Raw genomic sequence first — 12482 nt, 5'->3', positions numbered from 1 at the left:
ACGTTGGGCGGGTGGAGCAGAGCATCCGAACCCAGCCGCCAGGGCCCAGACGCCGTCCGCCGAACGGCGCGGCCGGGGCCGCCGTCCCCGGCCCGGGGCGGGCCCCCGAGGCCGCCGAGCCGGCCGGGGCGCCCTCGGCCCCCGCCTCCCGGCTACGCCCCGTGGCCGGCCAGCCCGAGCGCGGCCGCTCCGGCGGCGCCCGGCCGCGGCTGCGGCTGCCGTTCGGCCCGCGGACCGGCGAGCGTGTTGACGGCCGGCCGCTGGAACGCACCGGCGACCGGGGTGACGGCCGCCCGAACGGCCGTCTCTACGGGCGCCGGCGCACCGGACGGCCGACCAGGCTCACCGCCGTCGGCACCGGGGTCGCCGCCCTCGTGGCGACGGTCGCGGTGGCCGGCCTGGACCGGCTGGTCTTCGGCGGGCTCGGGGTGCTGTTCGGCATCGGCTACCTGGTGGTCTGCTTCCAGCTGGCCGTCCGGGTGCGGTACGCGGATCTGCTGGCCGCGCCGATCAGCGGGCCGATCGGCTTCGCCGTCGCCCTGCTGCTGCTCGGCCCGGTCACCTCCACCGGGGTGACCGCCCAAGTGGTGGCGCTGGCGACCGGCCTGGCGCTGCGGGCCGGATGGCTGTTCTCGGGCACCGGGCTGGCGGCCGCCATCGTGCTCGCCCGTTTCGTGGCGCAGCGGCAGTTCCACCGGGCCCGCTGAGCGGGGTGGCCGCCCGGCCACCCCCTCGGCGGCGCTTGCCATTCCCCTCCGCGGCGCCGGTCAGGCGGAGGCGCGGGCCGCCGCCATCGCCGCGCCGACGATCCCGGCGTCGTTGCGCAGCTCCGCCGGCACGATCCGGGCCTCCCGCTCGCGCAGCAGCGGCAGGAACTTCTCGTGCTTGCGGCTCACCCCGCCGCCGATCACGATCAGCTGCGGCGAGAACAGCATGTCCACCAGGTCGAGGTACTCGTCGACCCGGCCCGCCCACTGCTCCCAGGTCAGGTCGTGCCGTTCCTTGGCCGCCGAGGAGGCCCGCCGCTCGGCGTCCTTGCCGCGCAGCTCCAGGTGGCCCAGCTCGGTGTTGGGCACCAGGCTGCCGTCCACGAAGAGGGCGCTGCCGATGCCGGTGCCGAAGGTCAGCACCAGCACCACGCCCTCCTGGCCGCGCCCGGCGCCGTGCGCCAGCTCGGCGTAGCCGGCCGCGTCGGCGTCGTTGAGCACGGTGGCCGGCAGGTCGAGCGCCTCGCGGAAGAGCCCTTCGGCGTCCAGGCCGATCCAGCCCTTGTCGACGTTGGCCGCCGTTCTGGTCCGGCCGTTCACCACCACGCCGGGGAACGTCAGGCCGACCGGCCCCTGGTGGTCGAAGTGCCTGACCACCTCGCGGACGGCCGCGACCACGGCCTCCGGCGCCGAGGGCTGGGGGGTGAGGACCTTGTGCCGTTCCTGCGCGAGTGCGCCCCGGCCCAGGTCGACGGGGGCACCCTTGATGCCCGACCCGCCGATGTCCACACCGAATACCGCCGTCATGACGACCGCCCTCCGCCGTAACCCGCAACCTTGCGCACGGCACCGTTGTCCACAGGCCTGTGCATACCTGTGCACAAAACTACGAGAGGGCACCCGGCCGCGCACAGCAGAAAACCCGGCACCTTCGGGAGGTGCCGGGTCCTGCGGGGCGTGACTCGTTACAGCTTGCCCGACTCGTTACAGCTTGCCCGCGGCCTCGGCGCGCAGGTCGCGGCGGAGCTCCTTGGGCAGCGAGAAGGTCAGGTGCTCCTCGGCGGTCTTGACGGTCGAGACGTCGCCGTAGCCGCGCTCGGCCAGCCACGCCAGGACGCCGTCGACCAGGATCTCCGGCACCGAGGCGCCGCTGGTCAGGCCGACCGTGGTGACGCCCTCCAGCCAGGACTCCTGGAGCTCCTCGGCGAAGTCGACCAGGTGGGCGGCCTTGGCGCCGTACTCCAGGCCGACCTCGACCAGGCGGACGGAGTTGGAGGAGTTCTTGGAGCCGACCACGATCAGCAGGTCGGTCTCGGGGGCCATCTGCTTGACGGCCACCTGGCGGTTCTGGGTGGCGTAGCAGATGTCGTCGCTGGGCGGGCTGACCAGCAGCGGGAAGCGCTTCTTCAGCTCGCCGACGGTCGCCATGGTCTCGTCCACCGAGAGGGTGGTCTGGGAGAGCCAGACGACCTTGGACTCGTCGCGGACCACGACGTTGGCCACGTCCTCGGCGCCGTCCACCAGGTGGATCCGGTCAGGCGCCTCACCCATGGTGCCGACGACCTCCTCGTGGCCCTCGTGGCCCACCAGCAGGATGTCGAAGCCCTCGTCGGCGAACCGGACGGCCTCCTTGTGCACCTTGGTCACCAGCGGGCAGGTGGCGTCGATGGTGGCGAGCCGCCCGGCCCGGGCCTCGTCGTGGACGGCCGGGGCGACGCCGTGGGCGGAGAACACCACGATCGAACCCTCGGGCACCTCCTCCGTCTCGTCGACGAAGATCGCGCCCTGCTTCTCCAGGGTCTGCACCACGTACTTGTTGTGGACGATCTGCTTGCGGACGTAGATCGGTGCCCCGTACTGCTCCAGGGCCTTCTCCACGGCGATCACGGCGCGGTCGACGCCCGCGCAGTAGCCCCGGGGGGCGGCGAGCAGGACACGGCGCTGCGCGGTGTTGGACATGGCTCCATCGTACGGGCGCAGGAGAGCCGCGCCGACGGGAGTCGCTTTCGGGCCGGAATCCGTCGAGGATGCTCAAATCTGGAAGTTATGAGCGAGCGAGTCGACGCCGGCGGCCTGCGCCGCACGCTGGGTGTCCGCGATCTGATGGTCTACGGCCTGCTGTTCATCGCCCCGATGGCGCCGGTCGGCGTGTTCGGCGTCCTGGACGCCAAGAGCCACGGCGCGGTGGCCTCGGTCTACCTGGCGGCGACCGTCGCGATGGGTCTCACCGCCTTCTCGTACGCCCAGATGGTGCACGCGGTGCCGCAGACCGGCTCGGTCTACGCCTACGCGCGGGCCGGGCTGGGCGAGGGCGCGGGGTTCGTCGCCGGGTGGATGGTGATGCTCGACTACCTGCTGATCCCCGCCGTGGCGTACCTGTTCTCCGGCATCGCGCTGAACTCGCTGGTGCCGGGCGTGTCGCGCTGGGTCTGGACGGCGCTGGCGGTGCTGGTGACCACCGGGCTCAACCTGGTCGGGGTGCGGACGGCGGCCGTGGTGGGGCTGGCGGTGCTGGCCATGGAGATCGCCGTCCTGGCGGTGTTCGTGGTGTCCGCCGTGGTGGTGCTCGCCCGGGACGGCGCGCAGCGCGGCTGGGACACGCCCTTCACCGCCGTCGGCGGCTTCTCGCTGACCGCGGTGATCTCGGCGGTCTCGGTGGCCGTGCTCTCCTACCTGGGCTTCGACGCGATCGCGACCTTCGTGGAGGAGGCGGTCGGTGCCTCGGCCGCGGTGGCGCGGGCGGTGCTGTGGTGCCTGGCGCTGGCCGGGGTGCTGTTCATGACGCAGACCTACCTGGCGGCAGTGCTGGAGCCGACGACCCCGCAGCAGCTGGCCGCCGACCCGGCCGCCCAGGGCTCGGCCTTCTACGACACGGTGGAGAGCGGCATCGGGCACTGGCTGCACGTGCTGGTCGCGGCGAGCAAGGCGATCGGCGCGGCGTTCGCGGCCCTGGCCGGGCAGGCGGCGGCCGGGCGGCTGGTCTACGCGATGGGCCGGGACGGGCGGCTGCCGCGCGCACTGGGCACCGTGGACCCGGCCACCGCGGTGCCGCGCCGGGCCCTGCTGGTGGCGGCGGTGATCACGCTGGTCGCGGCGGTCTGGGCGGCGAACCGGGACGACGGCCTGGACCGGCTGACCTCCGTGGTGAACGTCGGCGCGCTGACCGCGTTCGCGCTGCTGCAGGCCTCGGTGATCGGCTGGTACGTGGTGAAGCACGGCTCACGGGCCTGGCTGCGGCACCTGGTGGTCCCGGTGCTGGGCATCGCGGTGATCGCCGCGGTGGTCTACGAGGCCTCGCACGCCGCGCAGGTCGTCGGGGCCGTCTGGCTGGCGGTGGGGATCGTCGTCCTGCTCGTCCAGGGATCCGCCGCTGTCGGCAACCGCCGCTAGCCTCGTACGCATGGCCAACACCAGCTCCCCCGAAGCCCCGCTCCCGGTCGGCAAGGTCTCCGCGCTGATCGGCGGCTGGATCGACCGGCTCGGCGCGGTCTGGGTGGAGGGCCAGATCACCCAGCTGAGCCGCCGGCCGGGCGCGGGCGTGGTGTTCCTGACGCTGCGCGACCCGCAGGCGGACGTCTCGCTGACGGTGACGTGCTTCCGCTCCGTCTTCGACCAGGTCGCGGACGTGGTGCAGGAGGGCTCGCGGGTGATCGTGCACGCCAAGCCCGAGTGGTACGCGGCGCGCGGCCAGCTCTCGCTGCGGGCGGCGGAGATCAGGCTGGTCGGGCTGGGCGAGCTGCTGGCCCGGCTGGAGCAGCTGAAGCGACGGCTCGCCGGCGAGGGCCTGTTCGCCGAGGACCGCAAGCGGCCGCTGCCGTTCCTGCCGCAGTGCATCGGGCTGGTCACCGGGCGCGGCTCGGCGGCCGAGCGGGACGTCCTGGAGAACGCCCGGCGGCGCTGGCCGGCCGTCCGCTTCGAGGTGCGCAACGTCCCCGTGCAGGGCGTCAGCGCGGTGGAGCGGGTGAGCGCGGCGGTGCGGGAGCTGGACGAGCACCCCGAGGTGGACGTGATCATCGTGGCCCGGGGCGGCGGCAGCGTCGAGGACCTGCTGCCGTTCTCGGACGAGGGCCTCGTCCGGCTGGTCGCCGCGGCCCGGACGCCGGTGGTCAGCGCGATCGGGCACGAGCCGGACCAGCCGCTGCTGGACTTCGTCGCGGACCTGCGCGCCTCCACCCCGACCGATGCCGCCAAACGGGTGGTCCCGGACGTCGGCGAGGAGCTGGCGAAGGTCCGGAACCTGCGGGACCGGGCCCGCCGGTACGTGCTCGGCCGGGTCGACCGCGAGCAGCACGGGCTGGACGGCGTCCGCAGCCGGCCGGCGCTGGCCGCACCGCACCGGATGCTGGACGGGCGCGGCCAGGACGTGGCGGCCCTGCTGGAGCGGGCCCGGCGCACCCTCGGACACCGGCTCGACCACGCGCAGAGCGACCTCGGGCACACGCTGGCCCGGGTGGTCGCGCTCTCCCCGGCGGCCACCCTGGAGCGCGGGTACGCGGTGCTCCAGCGGGCCGACGGCACGGTGGTGACCGACCCGGCCCGGGTCACGGCCGGGGACGGGCTGCACGCCCGGGTGGCGGGCGGCGGGTTCTCCGTCACGGTGGCCGACGCGCCCGGGCAGCCCGCGGCCGACGGCCCGGAGTAGCCGGGAGCACTACGCCGGGCCCGGGAAGCCGGTGACCGGACGGGCGGTGACCGGACGGGCGGTGACCGGACGGGCGGTGACCGGGCGCGGCGCCCGCCCGCTCAGTGGACGGAGCGCTGCCGGGAGAGTGCGACGGAGTGCTCGCCGAAGCCCAGACTGCGGTAGAGCGCCTCGCCGCCGCTGCTGGCGTGCAGGTCGATCCGGCCGACCCGGCGGCCGTCGAACCAGTCGATCAGCGCCTCGGTGCAGGCCCGGGCGTAACCGCGGAGCCGGTGCGCGGGGTCGGTGCAGATGTTGAAGACGAAGCCGAACAGGCCGTCCGGGTTGCCGGGGGCCGCCAGCCGCCGCTCCAGGGTGCCGACCGCGCAGGCGGCCAGGGCGCCGGGCCGGCCCGGGGCGTCGACCACGAACGCCGGCATGGTCAGCTGCCCGGGCGGGACGGCGAGGCGCTCGCGCAGCACCTCCGCGGCGTTCGCCTGCCAGGGCCCGGGGCCGTGCAGGCCGGCCATGGAGGGCATCGCCTCGAACATCAGGTTGCGGAGCCGGACGAGCTCGGGTGCGTCGGCCGGAACGGCGGGTCGGACCTCGGTCATGCGCCGGAGGCTAGCGCCGGCCCGCGGTCGGGCGCACCCGGTTTGCCCGGCGGGGAGGCGCTGTCGGTGCCAGCCCCTACGCTGGCTCCCATGGCAGATCAGCAGCAGGAGCAGGCCGCGCCGGGGACGCCGGACGACGCGCTGGGGTACGAGCACGCCCGGGACGCGCTGCTGGAGGTGGTCCGGCAGCTGGAGACCGGCGGCACGTCGCTGGAGGAGTCGCTGGCGCTCTGGGAGCGCGGCGAGCAGCTGGCCAAGGTCTGCCAGCGCTGGCTGGACGGCGCCCGTGCCCGGCTGGACGCCGCACTGGCCGCCGAGGAGGACGGCCCGGCCGCCGGCGAGTGACGGCGGCCGGTGGGAGCCGCGGGGCAGCGGTCGGGAGCGGTCCGCCCCGGCCGGGCCCCTGGTGACGCAGCTCACACGGCGGTCGGGGAACAGTTGAAAGTTCACTCATGTTGTGAACGTGTGATCGGCCCGGCCGGTCGGACCGACGAACCCCGCCACTCCATGAGGTGCAGAGAAGCATGACCACCGACGCCCTGGTACTCGACGCCGCCGCTCAGGACCTGCTGTTCCGCGAGGCCCGCACCGCGAACACCTTCTCCGACGAGCCGGTCTCCGACGAGCAGATCCAGGCCATCTACAACCTGGTCAAGTTCGGCCCGACCGCCTTCAACCAGCAGCCGCTGCGCGTCGTCCTGGTGCGCTCCGCCGAGGGCCGCGAGCGCCTCCTGCAGCACATGGCGGACGGCAACAAGGCCAAGACCGCCGCCGCCCCGCTGGTCGCCGTCCTCGCCGTGGACAACGAGTTCCACGAGGAGCTGCCGAACCAGCTCCCGCACTTCCCGCAGGCCAAGGACATGTTCTTCAGCGAGCGCCCGGTCCGCGAGGCCTCGGCCGTGATGAACGGCGCCCTGCAGGCCGGCTACTTCATCATCGGCGTCCGCGCCGCCGGCCTGGCCGCCGGCCCGATGACCGGCTACAACGCCGAGGGCATCAACAAGGAGTTCTTCGGCGACGGCGAGCACTCGGTGCTGGCCGTGGTGAACATCGGCAAGCCGGGCGAGGCCGCCTGGTTCGACCGTTCGCCGCGCCTGTCCTACGACGAGGTCGTCACCACCGTCTGATGCGGTGACGCGCGCGAAGGGCCCCGCACCGGCCGGTGCGGGGCCCTTCTGCATGTCCGGTTCGCGCACCCGACGCCCGGTTCGCGCGCCCGGTCGCGGTGGACCGGGTGCCGTGGCGGGGCGTTGCTACTTGAGCGCCTGCGCCAGTTCGGCCAGTTCCTCGTAGGAGGCGGTGCCGGTGAGCACCGTGGTGGCGCTCCCGCTCTGGATGGTCAGGGCGCGCGTCTTGGGGCCCTGGAGGCGCTCCCAGGACTGCCCGGCCACCTCCGAGGTGCCGTCCGCCTTGCCGTCGGCCACCGTCTCGCCGAGCAGCACGTCACGGGCCACGTCGCTCTGCTCGATCGCCGCGTACTGGCCGGACGGGGTGACGAAGCCCAGGTGCCAGGCGTTGCCCTTGCCCCGGCCCAGCGAGGCCGGGTCGTAGCTCACCGAGGTGGCCCGCCACCGGTCGGAGAGGCCCTCCGGCGACAGCAGCGGGTACGGGGCGGCACGCTTCGCCGAGGCGGCGGCCACCCGGTACTCCTTCGTGTGGACGCCGTCGCCGTTCGCGTCGTGCGGCAGGAACAGGTACCCGATCCAGACCACGACGCCGACCGCCAGCATCGACAGGACCATGTCCCGTACGGTCTGCCGGCCCCTCATCCCTCTGCTCTCTCCAGCCACCCCCACATGGTGACTCATCCGGTCCGGACCACCGGCACCCGGGGTACCCACGGACGGGTGAACAGGGGCAAACAGTCACTTTCGGCCGACCGGCGGCGGCCGGGTGGCGACCCGCGCCACAGACAGTCATCTCGTGGGCAGATACGATCGCAGAACCCTCACCACGGCGTTCGACCAGGCAGTAGTCGGGCGCTTACTGGCCGTCGCGTACAGAGAGGTAACGACGATGACCACGCAGTACCCGCACAACCTCCCCAGCTCGCTGGAGGTCGCGCCGGAGGCTCCGGACCGGAACCTCGCGCTCGAACTCGTCCGGGTCACCGAGGCGGCCGCCATGGCCGCCGGCCGCTGGGTCGGCCGGGGCGACAAGAACGGCGCCGACGGCGCCGCGGTCAAGGCCATGCGCACGCTCGTCTCCACCGTCTCGATGAACGGCGTCGTCGTCATCGGCGAGGGGGAGAAGGACGAAGCACCGATGCTCTACAACGGCGAACGGGTCGGCGACGGCACCGGCGCCGAGTGCGACGTCGCCGTCGACCCGGTCGACGGCACCACGCTGACCGCCAAGGGCATGAACAACGCCGTGGCGGTGCTGGCCGTGGCCGACCGCGGCACCATGTTCGACCCCAGCGCGGTCTTCTACATGGACAAGCTGGTCGCCGGCCCGGAGGCCGCCGAGTTCGTCGACATCACCGCCCCGGCGGCCGTCAACATCCGGCGGGTCGCCAAGGCCAAGGGCAGCGCCGTCGAGGACGTCACCGTCGTCGTCCTGGACCGCCCGCGCCACGAGGGCCTCGTCCAGGAGATCCGCGAGGCCGGCGCCCGGATCAAGTTCATCTCCGACGGCGACGTCGCCGGCGCCATCATGGCCGCCCGCGAGGGCACCGGCGTCGACCTGCTGATGGGCATCGGCGGCACCCCCGAGGGCATCATCGCGGCCTGCGCGATGAAGTGCATGGGCGGCGTCATCCAGGGCCGCCTCTGGCCCAAGGACGAGGCCGAGCGGCAGAAGGCCCTCGACGCCGGTCACGACCTGGACCGCGTGCTCACCACCGACGACCTGGTCAGCGGCGAGAACGTCTTCTTCGTCGCCACCGGCATCACCGACGGCGAGCTGCTGCGCGGCGTGCACTACCGCCAGGAGACCGCCACCACCAGCTCGCTGGTCATGCGCTCCAAGAGCGGCACCATCCGGGAGATCCACTCCACGCACAAGCTCTCCAAGCTCCGTGCGTACAGCGCGATCGACTTCGACCGGGCCAACTGAGCCCGGACCGGACGACATCGGCCACGCCCGCGGCCTCGGCGAAATCCCCCTTCGCCGAGGCCGCGGGCGTGTCCGCCCACCGGGGCCGCCGTGGCCCGCAGCCACCGCGACCCGCGGCCGCCGGGGCCGGCACGTGCACGCCCTGCCGGCCCCACGTACCTCGCAGACCCCGCAGACCTCGCGCTCAGCCCGCTATCCGGCGCGGCCGGGCCGCCTCGCGCAGCTCCGTCTCCCGACGCCGCCGCCGGGCCAGCACCACCCGTCGCTCGGCGGCCGTCAGCCCGCCCCAGACGCCGTACGGCTCCGGCTGCGCCAACGCGTGCTCCCGGCACTCCAGCAGCACCGGGCAGCGCGCACAGACCTGCTTCGCCTGTTCCTCGCGCGCGAGCCGGGCCGCCGTCGGCTCCTTGGAGGGCGCGAAGAACAGCCCCACCTCGTCCCGCCGGCAGGCCGCGCCGGTGTGCCAGGGGTCGTCGTCCCCCTGGGGGTGCGACTGCGGGCCGGGCCGCGGCTCCAGCACCTGGGCGGCGGCAACGGACGATACGGGGCGGGACTCGATCGGATGCAGCACGGCCGTACTCCTGACGAGGCTCTCGGACACGGGGAAGCTCGCACCCCTGCCCGGCTGCGAGCCCCCGCTCTTCACCCCCCGGACCGGCCTCAGGCCGCCTCCCGGTGCGCAGCCGTACAAGAAGCGATGTGCGAGAGGAACTACCCAGTAGCACCGCGATTCATGCACACTGCACGCAATCGACTACAGCCTGCACTCGCGGCAACGACGAGTGCCCGGGCGGGAGTTGTCCCGCCCGGGCACCGGAGTGCGGCCGGACCTACTCGGCGCCGAGCTGCTTGCGCACCCATTCCTTGAGCTTCTTGCCCTTGCGCGGCTTGGCCTCGCAGCCGCCGAACACCGCCGTGCCCTTGACCCGGACCACCGGCGCGTACGGGTCGGCGGCGGTCTGCTCCTTGACGTCGAAGCCGCCGAAGATCCCGACGCCGCTGCCGTGCAGGCTGACGTTCTCCGGCACCTTGATCTCCACCCCGCCGAAGATCGCCAGCACCTCGATGACCACCTCCGGCGACTCGAAGACGGCGTCCGTGAGATCGATCTCGATCCCGCCGAACGCCGCCACCGCACGCAGCTGCGAGCCCACCCGCCAACGGCCCTTGCGGGACGCACCGCCGAAGATCGCCACCATGGTCGGCGCCTCCTGCCGGGCCGGCAGCCGGACCGGGCCGGACGGGCGCACCCCCTCCCCCGGCGCGCCCAGCGGGGGCTTCTCGAAGGAGATCGCGCGGTGCGCCGGCAGATCCCTGGTCAGCGGCACGAGGTCGCCGAGCGTCTTGGCGCCGTAGGCCGCCTCGATCCGCTCGGCGTGCTCCTCGCCGTCCAGCCGGCCCTCGGCGTAGGCGTCGCGCAGCAGTTCGGCCACCCGTTCGCGGTCGGCGTCCGAGGCCCTCATCTCGGCCTCCGCCACCGGGGCGTGGTCGGTCCGGGCGGCCGGCGCGGCCACGGGCTTGGTCATCGGTACGGGCGGCTGCCCCTGGTCGTCCTGGTCGTCCCTCGACGGCGAGTTGTCCACGCGTCAAGACTAGTCATCCGGGCAAGCCCCGTACGCACGTCCGAGTGACCCCGGTCACGCAGGCGTACCTGTCCGCGTGCGACGTTTCGGTGGGTCCTACCCTTGAGGGTGCTTCGCCGACGCAGCCGGACACACTGGAAACCTAAGGACCGCCGCCATGGCTCCCACGCCAGACTTCGAGTACAGCGACCTGCTCCCCCTGGGCGCCGACCCGACCCCGTACCGCAAGCTGACCTCCGAGGGTGTCTCCACCTTCGAGGCCGGCGGCCGCACCTTCCTCCAGGTCGAGCCCGAGGCCCTGCGGCTGCTCACCGCCGAGGCGATGCACGACATCTCGCACTACCTGCGCCCCGCCCACCTCGCCCAGCTGCGCCGCATCCTGGACGACCCGGAGGCCAGCCCCAACGACCGCTTCGTCGCGCTGGACCTGCTGAAGAACGTCAACATCTCGGCCGGCGGCATCCTGCCGATGTGCCAGGACACCGGCACCGCCATCGTCATGGGCAAGCGCGGCCAGCACGTGCTGACCGAGGGCGCCGACGAGTCCGCCATCGCGCGCGGCGTCTTCGACGCCTACACCAAGCTGAACCTGCGCTACTCGCAGATGGCCCCCGTCACCATGTGGGACGAGAAGAACACCGGCAACAACCTGCCGGCCCAGATCGAGCTGTACGCCACCGACGGGGACGCCTACAAGTTCCTCTTCATGGCCAAGGGCGGCGGCTCGGCCAACAAGTCGTACCTGTACCAGGAGACCAAGGCGATCCTGAACGAGGCGAGCATGCTCTCGTTCCTGGAGCAGAAGATCCGCTCGCTGGGCACCGCGGCCTGCCCGCCGTACCACCTGGCGATCGTGATCGGCGGCACCAGCGCCGAGTTCGCGCTCAAGACCGCCAAGTACGCCTCCGCGCACTACCTGGACAACCTGCCGACCGAGGGCAACGCCAAGACCGGGCACGGCTTCCGGGACTTGGAGCTGGAGGCCAAGGTCACCGAGCTGACCCAGAAGATCGGCATCGGCGCGCAGTTCGGCGGCAAGTACTTCTGCCACGACGTGCGGGTCGTCCGCCTGCCGCGGCACGGCGCCTCGCTGCCCGTCGCGATGGCCGTCTCCTGCTCGGCCGACCGCCAGGCGCTGGGCAAGATCACCGCCGAGGGCGTCTTCCTGGAGCAGCTGGAGACCGACCCGGCCAAGTACCTGCCGGAGACCACCGACGAACACCTCGACGACGACGTCGTCCGGATCGACCTCGACCAGCCGATGTCCGCGATCCGCGCCGAGCTCTCCAAGTACCCCGTCAAGACCCGGCTCTCGCTCACCGGCACGCTGGTCGTGGCCCGCGACATCGCCCACGCCAAGATCAAGGAGCGCCTGGACGCCGGCGAGGGCATGCCCAAGTACCTCCAGGACCACCCGGTCTACTACGCGGGCCCGGCCAAGACCCCCGAGGGCTACGCCTCCGGCTCCTTCGGCCCCACCACGGCCGGCCGGATGGACTCCTACGTCGACCAGTTCCAGGCGGCCGGCGGCTCGATGATCATGCTCGCCAAGGGCAACCGCAGCAAGCAGGTGACGGACGCCTGCGCCGCGCACGGCGGCTTCTACCTCGGCTCCATCGGCGGCCCGGCGGCCCGGCTCGCCCAGGACTGCATCAAGAAGGTCGAGGTCCTGGAGTACGCCGAGCTCGGCATGGAGGCCGTCTGGCGCATCGAGGTCGAGGACTTCCCCGCGTTCATCGTGGTCGACGACAAGGGCAACGACTTCTTCCGCGAGACCACCGAGGGCCCGCTGATCACCAGCCTGCGGGTGCGCTCCAAGGAGTAGCCGCCCCGACAGCTCCCGCCCCGCCCCGGCCGCCCACCCGCGCCCGGGGCGGCGGCGTTCGGCGGCCCCGGCATC

At 73.1% G+C, this 12482-nt stretch carries 13 protein-coding genes; 7 read left to right on the top strand and 6 right to left on the bottom strand.

All coding sequences use genetic code 11. The features are described 5' to 3' along the window. Positions 1-11: 11 nt before the first annotated feature. Positions 12-707 carry a DUF6542 domain-containing protein gene (locus OH807_RS24880; protein ID WP_406202679.1) on the top strand — a complete coding sequence of 232 codons (696 nt, stop codon included), beginning with the start codon at positions 12-14 and terminating at the stop codon, positions 705-707. A gap of 60 nt (positions 708-767) precedes the next feature. Here OH807_RS24880 and ppgK read toward each other — a convergent pair whose 3' ends face one another. After that, positions 768-1514, bottom strand: coding sequence for a polyphosphate--glucose phosphotransferase (ppgK, locus tag OH807_RS24875; RefSeq protein ID WP_406202677.1), 747 nt, complete (start codon positions 1512-1514; stop codon positions 768-770). Positions 1515-1691: 177 nt separating this feature from the next. Then, positions 1692-2666, bottom strand: a complete 975-nt coding sequence (locus OH807_RS24870; protein WP_406202675.1) for a 4-hydroxy-3-methylbut-2-enyl diphosphate reductase — start codon at positions 2664-2666, stop codon at positions 1692-1694. Between the two features lie 87 nt (positions 2667-2753). Between OH807_RS24870 and OH807_RS24865 the strand changes: the two genes are divergently transcribed. Further along, positions 2754-4097: an APC family permease gene (locus tag OH807_RS24865; RefSeq protein WP_406202673.1), complete on the top strand. Its 1344-nt coding sequence runs from the start codon at positions 2754-2756 to the stop codon at positions 4095-4097. Between the two features lie 10 nt (positions 4098-4107). Further along, on the top strand, positions 4108-5349 hold the full coding sequence (gene xseA, locus OH807_RS24860) for an exodeoxyribonuclease VII large subunit (protein ID WP_406202671.1): 1242 nt from the start codon (positions 4108-4110) through the stop codon (positions 5347-5349). 101 nt (positions 5350-5450) lie between these two features. On the opposite strand, the gene OH807_RS24855 is transcribed toward xseA, so the two are convergent. Then, positions 5451-5942, bottom strand: coding sequence for a GNAT family N-acetyltransferase (locus tag OH807_RS24855; protein ID WP_406202669.1), 492 nt, complete (start codon positions 5940-5942; stop codon positions 5451-5453). A 90-nt stretch (positions 5943-6032) separates the two neighbouring features. Between OH807_RS24855 and OH807_RS24850 the strand changes: the two genes are divergently transcribed. Both OH807_RS24850 and OH807_RS24845 read left to right on the top strand, forming a co-directional pair. Beyond that, positions 6033-6287, top strand: a complete 255-nt coding sequence (locus OH807_RS24850; RefSeq protein WP_406202666.1) for an exodeoxyribonuclease VII small subunit — start codon at positions 6033-6035, stop codon at positions 6285-6287. Between the two features lie 179 nt (positions 6288-6466). Continuing rightward, positions 6467-7069 carry a malonic semialdehyde reductase gene (locus tag OH807_RS24845; protein ID WP_406202664.1) on the top strand — a complete coding sequence of 201 codons (603 nt, stop codon included), beginning with the start codon at positions 6467-6469 and terminating at the stop codon, positions 7067-7069. Between the two features lie 126 nt (positions 7070-7195). On the opposite strand, the gene OH807_RS24840 is transcribed toward OH807_RS24845, so the two are convergent. Next, complete coding sequence (locus OH807_RS24840; protein ID WP_406202662.1) at positions 7196-7711, bottom strand: DUF4245 domain-containing protein; 516 nt, start codon at positions 7709-7711, stop codon at positions 7196-7198. 247 nt (positions 7712-7958) lie between these two features. Between OH807_RS24840 and glpX the strand changes: the two genes are divergently transcribed. Then, positions 7959-8999, top strand: coding sequence for a class II fructose-bisphosphatase (gene glpX, locus OH807_RS24835; RefSeq protein WP_406202660.1), 1041 nt, complete (start codon positions 7959-7961; stop codon positions 8997-8999). Positions 9000-9183: 184 nt separating this feature from the next. On the opposite strand, the gene OH807_RS24830 is transcribed toward glpX, so the two are convergent. Both OH807_RS24830 and OH807_RS24825 read right to left on the bottom strand, forming a co-directional pair. After that, positions 9184-9570 (bottom strand): WhiB family transcriptional regulator, encoded by a 387-nt coding sequence (locus OH807_RS24830; protein ID WP_406202658.1) that lies wholly within the window; start codon positions 9568-9570, stop codon positions 9184-9186. 259 nt (positions 9571-9829) lie between these two features. Further along, entirely contained in the window at positions 9830-10525 is a 696-nt protein-coding gene (locus OH807_RS24825) for a DUF1707 domain-containing protein (protein ID WP_406211160.1), read from the bottom strand. A 214-nt stretch (positions 10526-10739) separates the two neighbouring features. Here OH807_RS24825 and OH807_RS24820 point away from each other — a divergent pair, with 214 nt between their 5' ends. Further along, positions 10740-12407 carry a fumarate hydratase gene (locus OH807_RS24820; RefSeq protein WP_406202656.1) on the top strand — a complete coding sequence of 556 codons (1668 nt, stop codon included), beginning with the start codon at positions 10740-10742 and terminating at the stop codon, positions 12405-12407. The last annotated feature ends 75 nt before the right edge of the window (positions 12408-12482 follow it).

Source organism: Kitasatospora sp. NBC_01560 (assembly GCF_045208415.1).
Classification (GTDB): domain Bacteria; phylum Actinomycetota; class Actinomycetes; order Streptomycetales; family Streptomycetaceae; genus Kitasatospora.
This window is presented reverse-complemented; position numbering and strand designations above follow the sequence as displayed.